Below are 20,145 nucleotides of genomic sequence, written 5' to 3'. Positions count from 1 at the left end.
CACCGGCTCACACCGAGGGCGCCGTCGCTCTGGTTTGATCCGTCCTGAGGGGAACACGCTTGAGCTGCCCCGCATCGGCTGACGGCAGGCCCAGGCGATGGGCAAGCGGCATGGCGGCCGCCCCCAAGGCAGCCGCATCTTCGGAACAGACGGCGCGGTGCAGCATCACCTGCGGCAGTCCGGCGCTCAGGCATTCCTTTTGCGCCCGGACAATCAGCTCATCGATCAGGCGCACCGGCATGCGCCCGCCGATCAGCACCGCCTCGGGGTCGGCGATCAGGGCGACCTGAGACACTGCCTCGGCCAACCAGCCGGCTGCGCGGCCGATCCAGTCGGACACCAAGGCACGGCCTTGCCCGTCCAGAGCGGCGAGTTCCGTCGGTGTTTGGACAACGATGCCGTGGGCTCGGAGATGGTCATAGAGCAAGAACACCGAGAACAGCTCGCCAAGCTGGCGGATGCGCCCGATGCCGTTCGCGCCGATCTCGCGCACCGGCAAGCAGCCAATCTCGCCGTTGATGCCGCCCGCTCCCTTGTGCCGCACGCCGTCAATGACCAGCGCGCCGCCGACGCAGGCGTTGGCGAGGATGTAGAAGAAACTGCCAATCTCCGTTCCGAGACCATAGTCGATCTCACCAAGGGCGGCGGCGTTGGCGTCATTGTCGATGAAGACGGGATGTGGCGTCACCGCCTCGACGGCGCCGCGCAGATCGAAATCGGTCCAGGCGGCATAGGCTGCCGGGCGCCCGATCACATCGATTTCCCCAAGCCAATCGGGAATGGCAAGCCCGACTCCGGCAAGGCGCCCCTCGTCCACCAGTTTGCGGCGGCGGAAGGTCGACAGCGCGTCGGAGAACAGCGCCATGAACTCGTCGGGGAGGATGAAGCTCTTCTCGTAATGGACGCGGCCGCGCACCGTGCCGGTGGCGTCGACCACCACCATCGTCAGATGATCGCGGTCTATGTTGGCGCCGACGGAAAACATGCCCTCGGGATCGATCTCCAGCTCGATGGCCGGCTGCCCCCGAAGGCCGTGGCGGCGGCGCGCCTCCATGACAAGCCCCTCGTCGACCAGACGATCGACGATGCGGGCGATGGCCTGCTTGGTCAGGCCACAACGCTCGGCAAGCTCGGTGCGCGAGATGGGGGCGCCGCGATGAATGGCCGCCAGCACCAACTGACGGTTTTTCGCGGCGGCCTGTTCTGCATTCGACCCGACAAAGATCAACGGAACTCCCTCCCCGTCCGCCTGACTTCCGGCGGACGGGACGAGATTAGCTCGCTGTCTCACACCTTGCAAAGCCGCCAGCTCTTCACCTCGAACGGCCGAAGACCGCGTGCCGGCACGTCCATGGGCTCTTCGAGAATGGTGACGGACTTGTCGACGACCCAGCCGTTCTTGAGCGACAGAGCGAAGTCGCCACGCCGGCCTGCCGGCTCCCACACACGCAGGATCAAACCATCTCCCTCCTCGGCCGGCTTGAGAACCGACAGCGCCGCGGCAATACCCTCGGCCACCACCGGCTGGAAGACGCCAGCCGCCAGACCCGCCACCGATTTGACGAGCAGCGGCTGATTGAGATCGTCCGCCTCTTCTCGTACGCCGCCGTCGTGCCAGGGGCCGGAATGCGGCATGAGCGCGTAGGTGAAGGTCTGTTCCCCTTCGTCGGCGAGAGGATCGGGATAGACCGGCGAGCGCAGCAGGCTAAGGCCGAGCACGTTTTCGCGAACGCTGTGGCCGTATTTGGCGTCGTTGAGGAGGGCCAGGCCGAAGTCCGGTTCGGAAAGGTCGAGAAAACGATGGGCCGCCGCCTCAAACATCGCCGCGTCCCAGGACGTGTTGGTGTGGGTCGGGCGGGTGACGACGCCATAGGCGCACTCTGCCGTGGCGTTGCGGCTTCTGGCGTTTACCGCGGTGAGCGTCCTCAGGAAGACGCGGCGGTCGTGCCAGTCGAGCGTCGTCTTTATGTCAAGACGACGAGCGCCGGCAGCGAGGCTCAGAACCTGGGTGATGGTCGACGAACGGAAGCGGCGAACGAGCTTGACGGCAACCCGGTGCGACCCCTCCTCGATCACCTCCAGGCTCTGGAGATCGGTGATCTCCTCGCCACGCTCGGCATAGTCTCCCTCGATATCCCAGGCGTCCCAATTGCGCGGTTTGTCGACGGGATAGGCCATCAGGCGGTTGCCGTAGCCGTCGAGCGCCTCACGACCGGTGGGCTTATGCAGGATCGAGGCAATGGAACCGTCGGCCGACAGCGTCACGCGCAAGATGTCGTTTTCGAGATGCGCGCGGCTGACCGACAGCGATCCCGCCGGCTTGAGGGCCTCCGCATCAACAACGGCAACTGCGAGCGGGGGCAGCGTCTCGGCCGAAGAGATGACAGAACCGTTCTCCAGCGTCAGGCGGATCGGTCGGGCGTCGAGCGACGGGTTGACGATAAGCAGCCGCTCACCGTCAGCCTTGGGCAAGGCTCCGGCAATGGCATCGAGAGCTGCCGCTTGTGCCTTGAGCCCGATGTCGATCACGCCGCCCAGTTCGTCAGCTGCGTCCTCGTAGACTTCGCGGATCGATGACCCCGGAAGGATGTCGTGGAACTCGTTCTTCAGCACCGTACGCCAGGCCGGCTCGAGGCTCTCAGGCTTTGGCGCGCCGAGAAGATGGGCAAGCGATGCCGTTGTCTCCGCGGTGATCAGCGCGCGCTCCGCCTTGCGATGCAGGCGCTTGACGACGCTTTGGCTGGTCAGCGTGCCGCGATGCAGTTCCAGGTAGATCTCGCCCTGCCAAACCGACAGTTTCTTTTCCCTTGCCGTGGTATGGGCGCGGTCGAAGAAATCCTTGACGCGGGTCCAGCGCGCCTTGGGCAGCGTGGGAAAGGCGCGAAGCTGCTTTTCGCGCGCCACCATCTCCGGCGTCGGGCCACCGCCACCGTCGCCATAGCCGACGCAGAGCAGCGTTTCCGGATGCAACGCCTTCTCGCGAAAATTACGCCAAGTCGGCACGTGACAATCCGGACGGACGAAGCCGTTGTAGCCCTGCATGGGATTGTCGAAGGTGTGAGCAAGCACACGGCTGCCATCGAGCCCTTCCCACCAGAACAGGTCGGACGGGATGTGGTTGGTCTCGGACCAGTTGACCTTGATGGTAAAGAAGCTGCGGATGCCGGCCTGCTTCAGGAGCTGGGGCAGCGCACCGGTGAAGCCGAAGCAGTCCGGCTGCCAGCAGATGTCGTGGCGGATACCGAAGGTCTTCTCAAAGAAGCGCTGGCCATAGAGATATTGGCGCGTCAGGCTTTCGCCGGTGGGCATGTTGGTGTCCGGCTCGACCCAGCTGCCGCCCAACGTTTCCCATTCCCCGGAGCGGACGCGTTCGGCGATCTTTTCGAACAGGGCCGGATCGTCCTCGGCTACCTGCGCGTAGTAATGGGCCGTCGACTGGTTGAAGCGGAAATCCTTCGACGCCTCCATCAGGGATATGGCCGTCGAGAATGTGCGCCGGGTCTTGCGACGCGTCTCGCCATAGGGCCACAGCCATGCCAGATCGATGTGGGCATGGCCGGTAAGGCCGATCTCTCCTTCCGGCGGAAAGCGCTGCTGCAGCGCTTCGAGACGGGCGATCAGGGCATCATGAGCGGTGGCAACGGTGGCCTTTTCGGCTTGGTTGAGAGCGGCTGGCGCCTCGATCAGGTCGGGCAACTGCCAGATCTTCTGCTGGCCCTCAGTACCGGCGGTGCGCGCGATGTAGTCGGCGGTCGACGACGGCCAGTCGAGACCGCGCAGCTTATCTTCGGCGGCGGCAATCAGATGCGGCACGACATCGTGGCCTTCAAGCACACTCACCGCCTCGATGACCTGGGTGACCAGCAGCCACAGCGCCTCGACAGAGGGCTCGGACAGCCTGAGCTCGGCCCGATTGACATGCGGCCGCCGGACCGGCTCGCCGAAAGGCAGACGGGCAACGGTCTCCGTGGTCACCTTGAAGCTGCGGCCGGACAGCGGGAAGCTCTGGTGGTAGGGATCGAGACCGTAGGACACCGGCTCGCCGCCGTCGCAAGTGATGGCGATCAGGCTTTCACCGCCGAGATCGAGGCTGAGATAGGTCTCGGAGAGCGGCCAATCGGCGGGAACGCTTCCTTCCAACGCGAAATGAACCAGCCCGTCCTTGCGAGGCCAGGGCGCGCCGATTTCGATCCCGGTGCCTTCGAAGGTGATGGCACTGAGCGGCGCCGTCTGCCGCACCTTCCAGGATTCAAGCTCTGCGACGCGGACTTTCAGGCGATCGAGACGTTGGGCAAGGGTCAGGGACATGGCAAACATCCAATTCGGAGCAAACGGAAGAAAGGTTCGAGCGTTATCCTTTGACGGCGCCAGCCGTCATGGCGCTCAGGATGAGCCGCTGCAGGGCGAGGAAGGCAATGATGGCCGGTACGACCGAGATCAGGCAGGCCGCAGCCAGCACCTGAATGGTGCTGGCGTTCTGCGTGCCGGCATACTGGAAGATGCCGACGCCGATCGGGACCAGCGAGTCCTTGGTGATCAACAGGAAGGGCACCAGGAACTGCGACCAGCCGGCAATCACCGTGATGATGAAGGCGGAGGCGACGCCGGGCGTGGATAGCGGCAGGATGATGCGGATGAAGACCGAGAGACGGTTGCAGCCATCGATCAGGGCTGCCTCGTCCAGGCTTTTCGGAATGCCGTCCATGTAGCCCTTGAGCAGCCAGGTAACCATGGGCACACCGAGAGCGATGTAGACCATGACGGTGCCGAAGTGGCTGTCGATCAGGCCGAGCCGGCTCATGTAGCGATAGAGCGGCACCATGATGACCAGCGGAGAGATCATCTGAAAGGCGAGGATGCCGAGCATCCAGGCGCCCTTGCCCTTGAAATCGAAGCGGGAGAAGGCATAGGCGGCGGGCGCCGCGATGATCAGGCAGCCGACGGCGGACAGGCAGGAGAGCTTCAGCGCGTTGATCAGGTAGACCGGGAACTGACTCGACGTCAGCACCATCGTGAAGTTCTCGAGCGTCGGAAACTTGGGGATCAGCCTGTAGACGCCGAGGAACACTTCCTTGCGGGTGCGCAGCGCCATGGAGAGCAGCCAGATCAGCGGCCAGGAAAAGAAGAGGAACATGACCGCCATGAAGGCGTAGCTCAGGATGTCGCCGAGACGGTCGCGAGAGCTGAGTTTCATGCCTTTTCATCCTTCGGCAGGAAGGAAGCATAGACGAGCGCCAGACCGAGGCTGATGACCAGCATCAGGATCGACAGCACGCTGCCGGCGGCGAGGTCATAATTCCGGAACACCACGTTGAACGTGTAGAGCGACAGCACCTCGGTAGCTCGACCGGGGCCGCCGCCGGTCAATGAAATGATGGCGTCGAAGGTGTTGAGCGTCTGGATGGTGATAAGGATCATGTTGACCAGGATCGCCGGACGGAGCTGCGGCAGCGTCACGAAGAACAGCCTTTGCCGGGCGTTGGCGCCATCCACCTCGGCCGCTTCATAAAGCGAGGGATCGATCGCCTTCAGCGCCGCGTACATCACCACCATCGAGAAGGCGGTGCCGCGCCAAATGTTGGAGAGCACGACCGACCACATGACCACGTCGGGGTCGGACAGCCACTGAACCGGCGCCATGCCAAGAACGCGCAGCAGGGAGTTGAGACCACCAAAGGGCGCCTCGTTGAACAACATCTTCCAGATGATGCCACCGGCGATGCCGGGCACGACCCAGGCGATCAGGGCTGTGGTTCTGAGGATTGTGGTTCCGAACAGATGGCGCTTCTCGGCTCGCACCACCACCAGCGCCATGGCAAGACCAATGAGCTGCTGGCCGACCACCGAGCCAGCCGTAAAGATGAAGGTCACCCAGACGATCTGCAGCAGTTCAGGGCGCGTCAGAACGTTGGCAAAGGTGGAAAGCGTGTAGTGGCCTTCGCCCCCCAAGAGCGTCAGATCGGTGAACGCATACCGAAAGACATCGATCACCGGGTAGAGATAGAACAGCCCCATCACCAGGATCACCGGCATGAGCCAGGGATAGGGCGACGGAACGCGATTGTGCCGGCCTGCGGCCCCGATGAAGGGCAATCTCGAGCTCAGGGCGCGTGCGGACATGGGCACCTCGGCATTGGTGAGCGACGAAGCGAAAGCGGCCGCCAAACTGGGCGGCCGCCCGCGGCGGAGTGACTCCTGAGCTTATGGAATCACCGTCCTGCCGGACGCCGCCCGCCTAGAGGAACGGCGGACGGCAAGGGCTCAGAGCCGGGCATAGGCATCGAGCGCTGCCTTGTAGGCTTCATCGACCGCAGCGTCGGTAGCCGCGGCGCCGGTCAGCACCTTGCCCATCATGATCTGGATCTGGTTGGAGATTTCCGGATAGATCAACACGCCTGGGCGGGCCTGACCGACCTTCAGCGCCTTGGCAAAGGTCTGGTTGGCTTCGCTCTTGAACACATCGTACTTGTCGTAGAGGTCGGCGCGGGTCGGCAACTGCTCCTGTAGCGCGTTGGCTGGCCCCATGTAGATCTCGCGGGCAAGCGCGGCGCACATTTCGACCTTCTCGGGTTCCGACGAGAAGGCGGCAACCGTCCAGCCGCCGGTGCCGGTCGATCGCTGGTCGGCGGTGATGCCCGGCAGCATCGAGAAGGTCCACTTGGCGAACTCGTCCGGCTCCATCGAGTTCTGCAGCTGACGATACTGCCAGTTGCCACCGACGAACAACGCGGTCGTGCCTGCAACGGCAGCGGCGTTGAGATCATCATAGTTGCCGATGGTGGTGACACGCTTGGGTGCGGCGCCGGACTCCACGAGGTCGCGGTAGTAGTTCACGGCCTTGATGAATTTGTCGCGGTTGGCGGCGTCGGCGAAGATCGGCTTGCCGGCGTCGTCGACCAGCTTGCCACCCTGGCCCCAGAAATTGCCGAGCCAGTCGAAGGCGGTGCCTTCGTAGCGGCTGCCATTGAACAGAATGCCTTCCATGCCGGCCTCGACCGACTGGAGGCCGGCCGCCTTGGCATCAGCCCAGGTCGCCGGTTCGTTCGGTACGACTTCCTTGTTGCGGTAGAGCACGCGCAAGTCGGTCGACCACCACCATGCATAGATCTGACCGTCCTTGCCGGTGACGCCATCACGCACGAAGGGGAAGAGCTGGTCGATTTCCTCCTTGGTAAAATAGGGCGAAAGCGACTTCAAAACGCCGGCCTGCTTGAACAGCGGCAGCACGAAGCTGTCGACGGCGGCACAATCGGGTGCATGGCCGGCCTTGGCCTGCTCCAGCATGCGCGCCTGTTCCTGACTGATGTCGCCGGTCATCATCTGCAGCTCGAGCTGCCAGCCGGGATGGTTGTTGATGAACTCGGTATAGAGCTTGCTGTAACCGGCCGCCCAAGTCGGATCGGTGCTCGACGGGCCGTCACCCGTCATGCGGAACACCATCTTTTTGGGGGCATCGGAGGGGCCGACGCGGTCGCTGGTAATGAGATCCTCGGCGGCAACCGGCAGACAGCCGAGCGCCGTCGCGGCGGCAAGTGCCGCCAGCAAAGATTTCTTCATCGCTTTTCCTCCCAGAAGGCGTGGAAGCCGCTCCTCTAAAATTCGGCTTCCCAAACCAACGTCGATTAGATTAAATCACTTTGCTTTGTTGTCAAGCCAGCGTCTGGGAGGTTCGCATGGCCACCGTCGAGATCAGAAATTTGCGCAAGGCCTATGGGGCGCTCGAGGTATTGCACGACATCACGATCGACATCGCAGACGGTGAGTTCGTGGCTCTCGTCGGCCCGTCGGGCTGCGGCAAATCCACACTGTTGCGGTGCATCGCCGGCCTCGAAACCATCCGAAGCGGCGAGATTTGCATCGACGACAAGGTCGTCAACGACCTCGCGCCGAAGGACCGGGACATCGCCATGGTGTTCCAGAACTATGCGCTCTACCCGCACATGAACGTAGCCGCCAACATGGGCTTTGCCCTGAAGTTATCCGGCCGGCCAAAGGCGGAAATCGAAGACCGCGTCGGCAAGGCGGCGACCATTCTCGACCTGACGCGTCAGCTCGGCCGCAAGCCGGTGGCCCTGTCAGGCGGTCAGCGTCAGCGCGTCGCCATGGGGCGCGCCATCGTTCGCGATCCCAAGGTGTTCCTGTTCGACGAACCGCTTTCCAATCTCGACGCCAAGCTGCGCGTGCAGATGCGCGTCGAGATCCGGGAGTTACAGCAGCGACTTGGCACCACGACCATCTATGTGACGCATGACCAGACCGAGGCCATGACCATGGCCGACAAGATCGCCGTGCTGAACGGAGGCAGCCTCGAGCAGGTGGGGGCGCCACTCGAACTTTACCGCTCGCCGGCCAACCTGTTCGTCGCCGGCTTCATCGGCTCGCCGCAGATGAACTTCATTACCGGCGATCTGGCCCAGAAAGCCGGTGCCGACACTATCGGAGTCCGCCCCGAGCATCTCGTCGTCAGTCGCGATGGCGATGGCTGGCGGGGTCGGGTGGTCTCTGCCGAGCATCTGGGCAGCGACACCTTCATCCACGTTGAAATGGCCGTTGCAAGCCGTCTCACGGCGCGTACTGTCGGCGATATGCCGGTGGCGGCAGGCGACGACGTCACACTCATGCCGATCGAGGGGCATCTGCATCGCTTTGGTACCGACGGCAAGGCGCTTTGACAGAAGACACCCTTCAAGAGACGACCGGGTGACATCGGGATCGTCAGGGCGTCGAGTTGTGCCGGCACTCCACTCCGGCGCAACGCCAGAACTATGACGCCTCGATCCGGGCGGCGGCGGATCTGATGATACACGGGAAGGCGATGGCCGGCGTCCGCGACGGTGTCGGTAGCGGCCGGCCCGTCAGTTTCAACCCGCTCACCAGTCCAGGTCGGCTCGTTGTTTCGGACAGCCCAGCGACGCAGACCTGATGCGAACGACCAACCTCCTTTCTCTTGACAAGGATTGAGCGCGGTGGCATTTGGGTAATCGATAACTCAAGGGCACGAACCAAAGACGGTCGAGGAAGCCGTCGGGGGCAGACGCAAGGTGCCTTGGGAGGAGCGAGTCGTGGCCGTTTCGTTGCAGGATATTGCAAGTCTCGCCGGGGTGTCGGTCAAGACCGTCTCCGGTGCGCTGCATGGTGGCTCGGCCCGCATGGCCGACGAAACGCGCGACCGGATTCGCAAGATCGCCGAGGAACTCGGCTACGTCACCAACTTCGCCGCCCGCAGCATGCGCCAGGGCTGGATGCCGCTGATCGCCATCATTGGCGACGAGCTGCTGACCTCGCCCTTCGCCACCGAGATCATTCGCGGCCTCGACAACTCCGCCCGCAAGGCCGATCTCTCGGTGTTCTTCACCACCATCGGCGGCGATCGCGACATCATCAAGGTCTATGACGACGTCAGCCGCTTCCGGCCGCGCGCCATCGGCTACGCGGCGATGTATCACAAGGAAGTCGTGCTGCCGCCGGAAGTCGCCGACCATATCGGCGTGATGATCAACTGCCGCGATGCGGCCGGTCTGGTCACCTCGCTGGTGCCCGACGAGGAAGCGGCCGGCCACACCATCGCCAGCCACCTGATCGACGCCGGCCGGCGCCGAATCGCCTTTATCAATCTGCCCGGCCTTCTGGCCGGCGAACTGCGCGAACGCGGCTTTCGCGCCGCGCTGGACGAGGCTGGGCTAGCCCCCGTCGCCGTGTTGCCGGCGGTAAAGCGCGCCTCCTATGCCGACCGCGCCCGCAGCCTCGTGGCGCAGCACGTCGCCGATCTCATGGCCGGTCCCGACCGGCCGGACGCCATCCTCTGCGGCAACGATCGCGTTGCCATGGAGGCCTATGCCGCGCTTCGCAAGGTCGGAGCCGGCATTCCCGACGATGTCGCCGTGGCGGGATTCGACAATCAGGTCGATATCGCCACGCGGCTCGACCCGCCGCTGACCACCATGGCTCTGCCGCACAGGGCGATGGGCCGGCTGGCGGCGGAGATACTTCAGGCGGCCGAACCGCCGGAGAGGGGGCTGAAACTGCTCCCATTCCAGCTCGTGGAGCGAGCTTCCGTCTGAGCTGGCGAGGAAACCAATGAGTGGAGGAGATTTTCACAATGGGTAATCGTTTACTTAGCACCCTTGTCGCCACCACGGCGCTGATGGCACTTGCCGGCGTTGCCGACGCCAAGACCGTCGTTCGCATGATGCATCAGGGCGATCCCGGCTGGGTGGCGCTGTACGGCAAGGTCGCCCAACGCTTCGAAGCGGCCAATCCGGATGTCGACATCGAGCTGATCTATGCCCCGCACGACGCCTATAACGAGAAGTTTTCGTCGGCGGTGATGTCCAAGCAGTTGCCGGACATCATGGAGCTCGATGCCCCGTTCCTCGCCAACTACGTCTGGTCGGGCTACCTCAAGCCGCTCAAGAGCTACATCGACCAGGACCTTCTGGACGACATGACGGCCTCCAACGTCGCCCAGGGCACCTATCCGATCGACAAGGAGCTCTACGCCATCGGCCTCACCGACAGCTCGGTGGTGCTCTACGGCAACAAGAAGTATCTTGAGAAGATCGGCGCACGCATTCCGAAGTCGGTCGACGATGCCTGGACGCGTGCCGAGTTCGAGGACTACCTCGCCAAGCTGGCCAAGGTGGATGGCGTCAAGTGGCCGATCGACACCTTCCGCGGCTATGGCATCAAGACCGAGTGGGTGACCTATGCCTACCAGCCGATCCTCAACTCCTTCGGCTGCGACCTGATCGATCGTACGACCTGGACGGCAACCGGCACGCTGGACAGCCAGCCTTGCGTCGACGCGCTGACGATGATGCAGACCTGGGTGAAGAACGGCTGGGTCGTGCCGATGTCGTCGGGCACCAACCAGTTCTACGCCGACGGTGAGCCGGCGGCGCTCGCCTGGGGCGGTCACTGGTTCTACGCCGAGGCCGCAGCCAAGATGAAGGACGACGTGGTGGTCATGCCGCTGCCGAAGTTCGGCGACAAGAGCGCCAGCCCCGACGGAACCTGGATCTGGGCGATCACCACCCAGTCCGAGCACCCCGACATCGCCGGCAAGTTCCTGAGCTTCCTCTTGAAGGACAAGGACTATCGCGACTTTGCCGTGAGCCAGAGCGCCTATCCCGGCCTCAAGAGCTTCGCCGCAGAGTCGCCGCTCTACGCCGAGGGTGGCCCGATGACCGTTGCCTTCGAGCAGGCGTCGAAAGTGGCCGTGCCGCGCCCGCCGCATCCGGCCTATCCGACGATTACCTCGGCCTTCATGCAGGCCGTCGACCAGATCTTCAACGGCGAGGACGCCCAGAAGGCGCTGACGGCCGCCGCCAAGAAGATCGACGAGGACATCGCCGACAACGACGGGTATCCGCCCTTCGACGGCAACTGATGTCCGCGCCGCGAACCGGCTTTCCCCTGGGACGGCTGGTTCGCGATCGGAACGCCGGGCCATGCTGATCCGCGCCCGCCCGGCACGGCTTGCCGGCGCGCGTCCGCCCTCCCTTCGGGCGCGCGCCGCTCTCCTATAACCCATCGCCCGGCGAGGGGCCCATGTCCGCACTTTCCACCGTTCCGAAGCGGCGTCGCCGCTCCATCATCGCCCGCGTCGGCTGGCCGCGCTTCCTTCAGGAAATCGGCATGCTGGCACCGGCGGTCGTGCTGATGACCGCCTTCCTGATCACGCCCTTCCTGCTGTCGTTCTGGACGGCCATGACCAACCAGCCGCTGGTCCCCCGACCGACGCCGGTGCGCTTCATCGGGCTCAACAATTTCCTGCGCATTCTTAACGACGACCTGTTCTGGACGTCGCTCTGGAACGTCACCCGCTTCACTCTGTGGGTACTGCCGGTCCAGTGCGGGCTGGCCTTCGTGACCGCGCTGATCCTCAATCAGAAAATCCCGTTCCGGAACCTGTTCCGCGGCATGTTCTTCCTCCCCGCCATCACGTCGATGGTGGTGGTCTGCGTCATCTGGGGCACGCTGTTCCAGTATCCGACGGGACCGCTCAACCACGTCGTCGTGACGCTGTCGGGCGGCTACATCCAGCCGATCGATTGGCTGGGCGATCCCAACTGGGCGATGTTCTCGATCGTGCTGCTGTCGGCCTGGCAGGCCTACGGTTTCCAGATGATCATCTATCTTGCCGGCATGCAGGGCATTCCCGACGAGCTCTACGACGCCGCCCGCATCGACGGCGCCGGCCGCTGGGGCCGCTTCTGGCACGTCACCATGCCGGGGCTCAGGCCGACCCACGTCTTCGTGCTGGTCATCACCACCATCCAGGCCTTCAAGCTCTACACCCAGGTGGCCATCCTGACGCAGGGCGGACCGAAGTCGTCGACCGAGACCGTCGTGCACTACATGGTGCGCGCCGGCTTCGAGGAGCAGAAGCTCGGCTACGCTTCGGCCGTGTCGGTGATCCTGTTCCTGATCGTTCTGGTCATCGCGCTCATCCAGCGCAGGCTCATGAGGCGCTTCGATGTCTGATCTCGCCCTTTCCTCCCGCAAGCCGGCCGCGCCGGTGAACGGTTACCGCGTCGTCCAGTCGATTTCTGTGTTCGTCATCGCATTGGTGGTGATCTCACCGCTGTTCATGCTGTTCATCGCCTCGCTGAAGGACGATCGCTTCCAGATCCTCGCCGACATGGGCTCGTTCCGGGCCTTCTGGGTGGACAACCCGACCTTCAACAACTTCCGCGAGGTGGGCAACTTCGCCGGCGAGCTGGCCTTCGGCCGCTATCTCGGCAACTCGCTGTTCATCCTGGGCTCGACGGTGAGCCTCGGTCTCGTGATCAACTCGATGGCCGGCTTCATCCTGGCCTGGGGCAGCCTGCCCGGGCGGGCGCTGATCCTGTCGGTGATCATCGCGCTCTACGTGATCCCGCAGGAAAGCATCATCATGCCGCTCTTGATCATCGTGTCGAGGGCCGGCCTTTCGGATACCTTCACCGCGCAGATCCTGCCCTTCGTGGCAAGCCCGCTCTATACTTTCCTGTTCTACCAGTTCTTCGCGCAGTTGCCGAAGGAGCTCTACGAAGCCGCGTCCATCGACGGCGCCTCGATCTTCCGCACGTGGTGGTCGATCTTCATGCCACTCAGCCTGCCGGCGCTCGCCACCGTCTCCATCCTGATGGGCATCGAGACCTGGAACCAGTATCTGTGGCCGATCCTGATCACCCAGACCGACTATGCCCGGCCGATCTCGGTCGCCATCGCCACCTTCTTCGGCCAGGACAGCATCTATTGGGATCGGGCCATGGCCGCCTCGGTCCTGATGATGATCCCGATCCTTGTGTTCTATCTCGCCTTCCAGCGCTGGTTCATCAGCTCCTTCGTCGGCTCGGCGGTGAAAGGTTGACCATGCCTCACCCATTTCCTGAAGCCGGCCGACCGGGCCGGGAAACGATCTCCTTTGCCCCGGTGGCGGCCGGCGAAACCGTCGAGCTGTTCCTGATGGCAAGAGGGTCGGAACCCGCCGTCGTGACATTGGCCGGCAACGGCGAAGTCACCGTTCGTCGAACCGACGCCTTCGAGCGCCACCGCATCGTTGTTGCCGGGACTCTCGACCGTGTCAGCTTCGATCCGGACACCACCCTCGTCTCGGCCGTCTACGCCTATGACCCAGCCACTGTGCTCGACAGCGGCATCCGCGTGCTTCATGCCGGGCCGGCGCCGACGCCGCCGGAGTTCACCGGCAGCTATCACTTCCGGCCACCTTTCGGCTGGATGAACGACCCCAACGGCTTCGGTCGCTTCGGCGGGCGTGCCCACCTTTTCTACCAGCACTATCCGCATCGTCTGCGCTGGCACGCCATGCATTGGGGACACGCCGTCTCCGACGACCTCATTCATTGGCGCCACCTGCCCGTCTTCCTCGAGCCGGGCGACGCGGTGTTCGCCGCCAACGGCGCCGGGGGCATCTTCTCCGGCTCCGCGATCGCCGTGCCGGGAGAAAGCGGCTTTCGCGCCTTTTTCACCGACCATATCGACGGCCGCAAACCGGAGATGGAGGTGCAGTGTGCGGTACCTTGTCCTGACGGCTTCACGGCCGGCACGCCAGCGGTCGTACTGGCGGGGCGCCCGGACGGACTCAGCCTCGGCGAGGACAACCGCGACCCTTACGTCTTCAAGGGGCCCGACGGCCGCCTCAAGATGCTGCTCGGCGGCCGCGATGCCGAGGGCGGCGTCGTCCTGCTGCACGAGACCGACGATCCGACCGGTGCGTCCGGCTGGCGCTTCGTAGGCCTTGTTCACCGCGAACGGGAGTTTGGGCGGACCGTGGGAGAGTGCCCGGCCATGCTGCCGCTTGACGGCCCGGCGGAAGATCCCGCCACGCGATGGCTGCTGATCGTCGGCCTCCTGATGAGCCGCGATCCGGCGACCCGGCGTCGGAACCTCACTTTCGGCATCGTCGGACGCTTCGACGGCAGGCGCTTCACGCCGGAGTTCCGGCAGGAGCTCGACTTCGGAACCGATGCCTACGGCTTCCAGGCCTTCGTCGACACGGATGGCCCGGTCGGCATCGCCTGGCTCGCCAACTGGACGGACATCGTCAAGACGACCGATTGGCCAACAGCCATGACGCTGCCGCGCCGACTGCTTCTGAAGAATGGCGCGCTGACGACCCCGCCGATCGACGCCGTCACCACGCTTCGGCAAGCGCTTGTCGACGACCGCCGCCTCGCCGCCGGCGAGACGGTGGCCCTCGACGGTGGTGCCGAGATCGTCATCGAGCTGGAAGAGGCAGGCGCACCGTTCGAACTATCGCTGTCGCACCCGACGCTGAAACTCGCCATCACGGCCGGCTCGAATGGCCTTGCCATCGTCCACGAGGACGGAACACCGTCGCCGCACTATCTCGCGGCCGGCGCGAAGGTGCGCTCGGTCTGTGTCTTCCTCGACCGGGGATCGATCGAAGTGTTCGCCGACGAGGGCCGCTACACGGGAACCAAGCGCATCGCCGATCCTGCCCCGATTACCGCCATTCGCCTCGAGGCACCACAAGGACGCACCGCCGCTCGCGTCTGGCGGCTTGGCCTCTGAACCTGGATCGCCAGAGCCCCGACGGATCGCGATCTAGTCTTTTGTTATCGCATCGGATTTTCCGAAAACCGGAATCCACTTTTCGGCCCGATGCTGTAGGGAGGAACACCATGGCCAGCGTTTCCATCGACAACGTCGCCAAGTTCTACGGCAACCATCAGGTCATCCATGGCATCGACATCGACATTGCCGATGGCGAGTTCGTGACGCTGGTCGGTCCCTCCGGCTGCGGCAAGTCGACGCTGCTCCGGATGATCGCCGGCCTCGAGGAAATCTCGGACGGCGACATCCGCATCGGCGACCGCGTCGTCAACGACGTGCCGCCGAAGGAACGGGACATCGCCATGGTGTTCCAGAACTATGCGCTCTACCCGCACATGACCGTGGCGCAGAACATGGGTTTTGCGCTGAAGTTGAAAGGCGAGAGCCGAGCCGCCATCGACGCCCGCGTCAAGGAGGCGGCGGCCATTCTGGCGCTCGACCCCTATCTCGACCGGCTGCCCAAGCAACTGTCGGGCGGCCAGAGGCAACGCGTCGCCATGGGCCGGGCGATCGTGCGCAGCCCGCAGGTATTCCTGTTCGACGAACCGCTGTCCAATCTGGACGCCAAGTTGCGCGTCCAGATGCGGGCAGAGATCAAGGATCTCCACCAGCGCCTTGGCACGACCACGGTCTACGTCACTCACGACCAGATCGAAGCGATGACCATGGCCGACCGCATCGTGGTGATGAAGGGCGGCGTGGTCGAGCAGGTCGGTCGGCCGCTCGAACTCTACGACCGGCCGAACAACCTGTTCGTCGCGACCTTCATCGGTTCGCCGGCCATGAACCTTCTCAAGGGGCGGGCGGGAGATGGCGGGTTCGTCACCGAGAGCGGCGTTGTTCTGCCACTGCCGGCGACGGCGGCGGCCGGTGCGGCGACCTATGGCATCCGCCCCGAGCACCTGACGCTCGACGAGACGGGGTTCCGGGCCGAAGTGGTGGTGATCGAACCGACGGGCGCCGAGACGCAGGTGTTGGCCCGCTGCGACGGCCAGACGCTGGTCGCCGTGCTGCGCGAGCGCGTTGACCTGAAACCAGGCGACAGCATCGGCCTCAAGCCGGATCTGTCAGCGGTGCATCTGTTCGCCGAGGACGGACGCCGACTCTAGTATTGCGGCGGTATCAAGCGGCGCGGGCCTTGCCGCGCGGGCCTGCCCGCCGCTCGGTGCGGAAGGTCGAGGGCGTGCGACCGATCAGGCGGAGAAAGTTACGGTTGAAGGTCGACAGCGTCTCGTAACCGACATCCATGGCGATCGAGGTCACCATGTCCTCGGTCTCTGACAGCAGCTGACACGCCTTGTAGATTCTGAGGTGGTTGATGTACTCGGCGCAGGAGCAGCGCAAATGCCGCTCGAACAGGCGCGAGAAGGCCGGCAGGGCCATGCCCTCCGTCGCTGCCACCTCACGGCAGGTAAGCCCCGGTCGGTTGAAGTTGGCCGCGATGTAGGCAAGCATCCGTTCGAGCCGACGCGGCTGGGCGCATTGATGCTCCATGCCTTTCAGCGACAGCGACCGGCGGTCGCCATCCTGTTCCAGCACGCGCATCAGCTCGAAGAACAAGGCGATGCGCTCGAAGCCGCCGGCGACCAGCAGCGCTTCCATCAGCCCGGCCGCCTCGGTGGCGGCGGAAGGCGAAAACTCGATGCCCGACCGGGTCGCGTCCAGAAGAGCGGAGAGGCCGGCGCAGTCGGAGAACTCCGCCATGCAGCGTTCGGCGAATCCCGCCCCCATCTGCAGCACCAGATCGCGGTCGCGGATGCGGCCGTCGACATCGCGGTCGGCGCCGTCCGAAACCCACATGTGCGGCAGGTTCGGGCCGGTCATGACGAGATTGCCCGGGCCGAACTCGCCGGCATAGGTGCCGACATAGAACTGGCCGGTGCTGCGGCGGATCAAATGCAGCTCGTATTCCGGATGATGGTGCCAACCGGAATAGGCGAAGGGGTAGTCGTGCGAGTAGACGCGGAACGTGCGCTCGAGCGGCGCCTCGATCACCTCCAAAACGGGCTTTGTCTGACCCACCTTCGCCTCCCTTTGGTGGATAGCGGGACCGTTCGTAGCCGACAACGATAACAGACTTGCCGGGCAACGCCGAGACCGGCTTTCAGAGCCTCGTGGCTCTCGTCACCCCGAACCGGAAGCCGCACGAGACGGCTTCCGGGGTAGCCGGCCTTCAGAACGTGATCTGGACCTTGACGTCCGACGGGTTCTGCTGGGCGGCCCGTTCGAAGGCCTCGATCGACTTGTCGAACGGATAGCTCGCCGAGATCAGCGGCTTGACGTCGATCTTGCCCGAACCGAGCAGCGCCAGCGTGCGGTCCCAGACGTTGGCGTAGCGGAAGATGCCGGTCAGGCTGATTTCCTTGACCTCAAGCGCCACCACGTCGAGCGGAACGCGATCCTGCGGCATGCCGACCAGAACCACCCGGCCACCCTGCGTCACCACGTCCAGCATGTCGTCGAAGGCCTTGGGAGCACCGCTTGCCTCGAAGAACAGGTCGGCGCCCTTGCCGGCCGTCCGCCGGGCGACAACGTCGGCAAGCTTTTCGCGGGTCAGGTCGACGGCGATGACGCCGGGCACCTTGGCGATGATGTCGAGCTTGGCCTTGGCGACGTCGCTGACGATCACTTCCGAGCAGCCCGAAGCGAGCGCGGCAAAGGCTACCATCATGCCGATGGTGCCGGCACCGGCCACCACGGCGATGTCGCCAGGACGGATGGCGCCCTTGGCGGCGGCGTAGACGCCGATCGCCAGTGGCTCGACCATGGCTCCCTCGGCGAACGACACACTGTCGGGCAGCTTGTAGGTCAGCGCCGCCGGATGCACCACTTCCGGCGTCAGGCAGCCGTGGATCGGCGGCGTCGCCCAGAAGCGCACGGCCGGATCGAGGTTGTAGTGGCCTTCCAGCGTCTGGCGCGAGCCGAAGTCGGGAATGCCGGGCTCCATGCAGACGCGGTCGCCGACCTTGAGGTGGGAGACCTTGGCGCCCACCGCCGTCACGACGCCCGAGGCTTCGTGACCGAGCACCATCGGCTCGTTGACGATGAAGTCGCCGATGCGGCCGTGCTTCAGATAGTGAACATCGCTGCCGCAGATGCCCACCGCCTTGATGGCGACCCGGACCTCGCCCGATGCAGGCTCAAGAGACCCAGGAAGCTCGATGTCGCGGAGCGCGATGTTGTTGACGCCTTCAAGGACGACCGCTTTGATTTTCATCTTCTTTCCTCCTCCGCTCCTCGCAAGGCGCGGGCCGACCGGATCTTCGTCCGGCAATGGAGGAAAGCATGCCTGTTCCCGCCAGCGGGGACAAAGCGCGGGTCAATCAATTTTTGTGCATGGTTTTACATCGCGACCCACCTCTTTCTTCGCGACCTCCGCTCTCCCCATGTCGGGATGAGCATGAACCCTTCATCATGATATAAGGATCTCTTTATATCGAGATTGCACCGGAGGCCGACATCTCCTATAAGGCGCTGACTGGCGGCCGATGCTGCCCTCCTGCTTGCCTCAACCAGCCTATCCTCATCCCTTAATCCGGAGATCCGCCGATGGTCGCCAAGGAATACATCGTCAAGGACATCTCGCTCGCCGACTGGGGCCGTACCGAACTCGACATGGCCGAGATCGAGATGCCCGGCCTGATGTCGGTGCGCGCCGAGTATGCCGCCGCCCAGCCGCTGAAGGGCGCCCGCATCGCCGGCTCGCTGCACATGACCATCCAGACCGCGGTGCTGATCGAGACGCTGAAGGCGCTCGGCGCCGACGTCCGCTGGGCCTCCTGCAACATCTTCTCGACGCAGGATCACGCCGCCGCCGCCATCGCCGCCGCCGGCATTCCGGTGTTTGCCGTGAAGGGCGAGAGCCTCAAGGACTACTGGACCTACACCGACCGGATCCTCGACTGGGGCAATGGCGAGACCGCCAATATGATCCTCGACGACGGCGGCGACGCTACGTTGCTGGTCACGCTGGGCTCCAAGGCCGAGAGCGATCCGTCCGTTCTCGCCGATCCCAAGTCCGAGGAAGAGGAAGAGCTGTTCGCCACCATCAAGGCGCGCCTCGCCAAGGACCCGACCTTCTATTCGCGCGCCAAAGCGAACATCCGCGGCGTCTCCGAGGAGACGACGACCGGCGTCATGCGCCTCTACCAGATGGAATCGCGCGGCGAGCTGCCCTGGCCTGCCTTCAACGTCAACGACAGCGTCACCAAGTCGAAGTTCGACAACAAGTATGGCTGTCGCGAAAGCTTGGTCGACGCCATCCGACGTGGCACCGACGTGATGATGGCCGGCAAGGTCGCCATCGTCTGCGGTTATGGCGACGTCGGCAAGGGCTCGGCCCAGTCGCTGCATGGCGCCGGCGCCCGCGTGCTGGTCACCGAGGTCGATCCGATCTGCGCCCTGCAGGCGGCCATGGACGGCTTCGAAGTCGTCACGCTGGAGGATGACATCCATCGCGCCGACATCATCGTTACCTGCACCGGCAACCTGCACGTCGTCACCGTCGATGACATGCGCAAGCTCAAGAACATGGCCATCGTTTGCAACATCGGCCATTTCGACAATGAGATCGACGTCGCCGGCCTCCGGAACTTCAAGTGGAAGAACGTCAAGCCGCAGGTCGACCTCGTCGAGTTCCCCGACGGCAAGAAGATTGTCCTTCTGTCGGAAGGCCGCCTCGTGAACCTCGGCAATGCCACTGGCCATCCGAGCTTCGTGATGAGCGCTTCCTTCTCCAACCAGACGCTGGCCCAGATCGAGCTTTGGACCCGCGGCAACAAGTACGAGAAGAAGGTGCACGTGCTGCCCAAGCATCTCGACGAGAAGGTCGCCCAGCTGCATCTCGCCAAGCTCGGCGCCAAGCTCTCCAAGCTGACGCCCGAGCAGGCCGACTATATCGGCGTCAAGTCGACCGGCCCGTTCAAGTCGGCCATGTACCGCTACTAACAGCGCGTTCGAACGCTCCTGATGCCCGTCCGCTCCCCCAGGGGATCGGGCGGGCTTTTTATTGTCGGCAAAGCCTTATCCACAGCTGTTCCACATATGCGGATTTTTTCGGGT

At 64.1% G+C, this 20,145-nt stretch carries 15 protein-coding genes; 8 read left to right on the top strand and 7 right to left on the bottom strand.

What is annotated here, in order from left to right; all coding sequences use genetic code 11:
* Positions 1 to 7 precede the first annotated feature (7 nt).
* The 5 genes from QQZ18_RS19160 to QQZ18_RS19140 all read right to left on the bottom strand — a co-directional run bounded on the left by QQZ18_RS19160 (position 8) and on the right by QQZ18_RS19140 (position 7,557).
* On the bottom strand, positions 8 to 1,228 hold the full coding sequence (locus QQZ18_RS19160; protein WP_284542550.1) for an ROK family transcriptional regulator: 1,221 nt from the start codon (positions 1,226 to 1,228) through the stop codon (positions 8 to 10).
* A 59-nt stretch (positions 1,229 to 1,287) separates the two neighbouring features.
* Positions 1,288 to 4,308, bottom strand: coding sequence for an alpha-mannosidase (locus QQZ18_RS19155; RefSeq protein WP_284542549.1), 3,021 nt, complete (start codon positions 4,306 to 4,308; stop codon positions 1,288 to 1,290).
* A 43-nt stretch (positions 4,309 to 4,351) separates the two neighbouring features.
* On the bottom strand, positions 4,352 to 5,194 hold the full coding sequence (locus QQZ18_RS19150) for a carbohydrate ABC transporter permease (protein WP_284542548.1): 843 nt from the start codon (positions 5,192 to 5,194) through the stop codon (positions 4,352 to 4,354).
* Positions 5,191 to 6,033 carry a carbohydrate ABC transporter permease gene (locus QQZ18_RS19145; RefSeq protein WP_284542587.1) on the bottom strand — a complete coding sequence of 281 codons (843 nt, stop codon included), beginning with the start codon at positions 6,031 to 6,033 and terminating at the stop codon, positions 5,191 to 5,193. Before QQZ18_RS19145 ends, QQZ18_RS19150 begins: the two co-directional genes overlap by 4 nt.
* A 228-nt stretch (positions 6,034 to 6,261) precedes the next feature.
* The gene (locus QQZ18_RS19140) at positions 6,262 to 7,557 is read right to left on the bottom strand and encodes an ABC transporter substrate-binding protein (protein ID WP_284542547.1); all 1,296 of its coding nucleotides are present in this window, start codon (positions 7,555 to 7,557) and stop codon (positions 6,262 to 6,264) included.
* 116 nt (positions 7,558 to 7,673) lie between these two features.
* Between QQZ18_RS19140 and QQZ18_RS19135 the strand changes: the two genes are divergently transcribed.
* The 7 genes from QQZ18_RS19135 to QQZ18_RS19105 all read left to right on the top strand — a co-directional run bounded on the left by QQZ18_RS19135 (position 7,674) and on the right by QQZ18_RS19105 (position 16,193).
* Positions 7,674 to 8,672, top strand: coding sequence for an ABC transporter ATP-binding protein (locus tag QQZ18_RS19135; RefSeq protein ID WP_284542546.1), 999 nt, complete (start codon positions 7,674 to 7,676; stop codon positions 8,670 to 8,672).
* A gap of 390 nt (positions 8,673 to 9,062) precedes the next feature.
* Positions 9,063 to 10,061, top strand: a complete 999-nt coding sequence (locus tag QQZ18_RS19130) for a LacI family DNA-binding transcriptional regulator (RefSeq protein WP_284542545.1) — start codon at positions 9,063 to 9,065, stop codon at positions 10,059 to 10,061.
* A 38-nt stretch (positions 10,062 to 10,099) separates the two neighbouring features.
* The gene (locus QQZ18_RS19125) at positions 10,100 to 11,389 is read left to right on the top strand and encodes an ABC transporter substrate-binding protein (protein ID WP_284542544.1); all 1,290 of its coding nucleotides are present in this window, start codon (positions 10,100 to 10,102) and stop codon (positions 11,387 to 11,389) included.
* 161 nt (positions 11,390 to 11,550) lie between these two features.
* Complete coding sequence (locus QQZ18_RS19120; RefSeq protein WP_284542543.1) at positions 11,551 to 12,486, top strand: carbohydrate ABC transporter permease; 936 nt, start codon at positions 11,551 to 11,553, stop codon at positions 12,484 to 12,486.
* On the top strand, positions 12,479 to 13,357 hold the full coding sequence (locus tag QQZ18_RS19115) for a carbohydrate ABC transporter permease (protein ID WP_284542542.1): 879 nt from the start codon (positions 12,479 to 12,481) through the stop codon (positions 13,355 to 13,357). The genes QQZ18_RS19120 and QQZ18_RS19115 overlap by 8 nt, the downstream gene beginning before the upstream one ends.
* A 2-nt stretch (positions 13,358 to 13,359) precedes the next feature.
* On the top strand, positions 13,360 to 15,042 hold the full coding sequence (locus QQZ18_RS19110; protein WP_284542541.1) for a GH32 C-terminal domain-containing protein: 1,683 nt from the start codon (positions 13,360 to 13,362) through the stop codon (positions 15,040 to 15,042).
* Positions 15,043 to 15,152: 110 nt separating this feature from the next.
* Positions 15,153 to 16,193 (top strand): ABC transporter ATP-binding protein, encoded by a 1,041-nt coding sequence (locus QQZ18_RS19105; protein ID WP_284542540.1) that lies wholly within the window; start codon positions 15,153 to 15,155, stop codon positions 16,191 to 16,193.
* Positions 16,194 to 16,206: 13 nt separating this feature from the next.
* Here the strand turns inward: QQZ18_RS19105 and QQZ18_RS19100 are convergent, their stop codons facing one another.
* Positions 16,207 to 17,106 (bottom strand): AraC family transcriptional regulator, encoded by a 900-nt coding sequence (locus tag QQZ18_RS19100; RefSeq protein ID WP_284542539.1) that lies wholly within the window; start codon positions 17,104 to 17,106, stop codon positions 16,207 to 16,209.
* 151 nt (positions 17,107 to 17,257) lie between these two features.
* On the bottom strand, positions 17,258 to 18,295 hold the full coding sequence (locus tag QQZ18_RS19095) for an NAD(P)-dependent alcohol dehydrogenase (protein ID WP_284542586.1): 1,038 nt from the start codon (positions 18,293 to 18,295) through the stop codon (positions 17,258 to 17,260).
* 338 nt (positions 18,296 to 18,633) lie between these two features.
* On the opposite strand from QQZ18_RS19095, the gene ahcY reads away from it, so the two are divergent.
* Positions 18,634 to 20,031, top strand: a complete 1,398-nt coding sequence (gene ahcY, locus QQZ18_RS19090; RefSeq protein WP_284542538.1) for an adenosylhomocysteinase — start codon at positions 18,634 to 18,636, stop codon at positions 20,029 to 20,031.
* Positions 20,032 to 20,145: the final 114 nt, after the last annotated feature.

The organism is Pleomorphomonas sp. T1.2MG-36 (assembly GCF_950100655.1).
In the GTDB taxonomy this organism is placed as follows: domain Bacteria; phylum Pseudomonadota; class Alphaproteobacteria; order Rhizobiales; family Pleomorphomonadaceae; genus Pleomorphomonas.
This window is presented reverse-complemented; position numbering and strand designations above follow the sequence as displayed.

Excerpts from the sequence above, each read along its gene's own strand:
- QQZ18_RS19155 (WP_284542549.1), bottom strand. The coding sequence starts at position 4,308 with ATGTCCCTGACCCTTGCCCAACGTCTCGATCGCCTGAAAGTCCGCGTC.
- QQZ18_RS19150 (WP_284542548.1), bottom strand. The coding sequence starts at position 5,194 with ATGAAACTCAGCTCTCGCGACCGTCTCGGCGACATCCTGAGCTACGCC.
- QQZ18_RS19145 (WP_284542587.1), bottom strand. The coding sequence starts at position 6,033 with ATGCCGGTGATCCTGGTGATGGGGCTGTTCTATCTCTACCCGGTGATC.
- QQZ18_RS19140 (WP_284542547.1), bottom strand. The coding sequence starts at position 7,557 with ATGAAGAAATCTTTGCTGGCGGCACTTGCCGCCGCGACGGCGCTCGGC.
- QQZ18_RS19135 (WP_284542546.1), top strand. The coding sequence starts at position 7,674 with ATGGCCACCGTCGAGATCAGAAATTTGCGCAAGGCCTATGGGGCGCTC.
- QQZ18_RS19125 (WP_284542544.1), top strand. The coding sequence starts at position 10,100 with ATGGGTAATCGTTTACTTAGCACCCTTGTCGCCACCACGGCGCTGATG.
- QQZ18_RS19120 (WP_284542543.1), top strand. The coding sequence starts at position 11,551 with ATGTCCGCACTTTCCACCGTTCCGAAGCGGCGTCGCCGCTCCATCATC.
- QQZ18_RS19115 (WP_284542542.1), top strand. The coding sequence starts at position 12,479 with ATGTCTGATCTCGCCCTTTCCTCCCGCAAGCCGGCCGCGCCGGTGAAC.
- QQZ18_RS19110 (WP_284542541.1), top strand. The coding sequence starts at position 13,360 with ATGCCTCACCCATTTCCTGAAGCCGGCCGACCGGGCCGGGAAACGATC.
- QQZ18_RS19105 (WP_284542540.1), top strand. The coding sequence starts at position 15,153 with ATGGCCAGCGTTTCCATCGACAACGTCGCCAAGTTCTACGGCAACCAT.
- ahcY (WP_284542538.1), top strand. The coding sequence starts at position 18,634 with ATGGTCGCCAAGGAATACATCGTCAAGGACATCTCGCTCGCCGACTGG.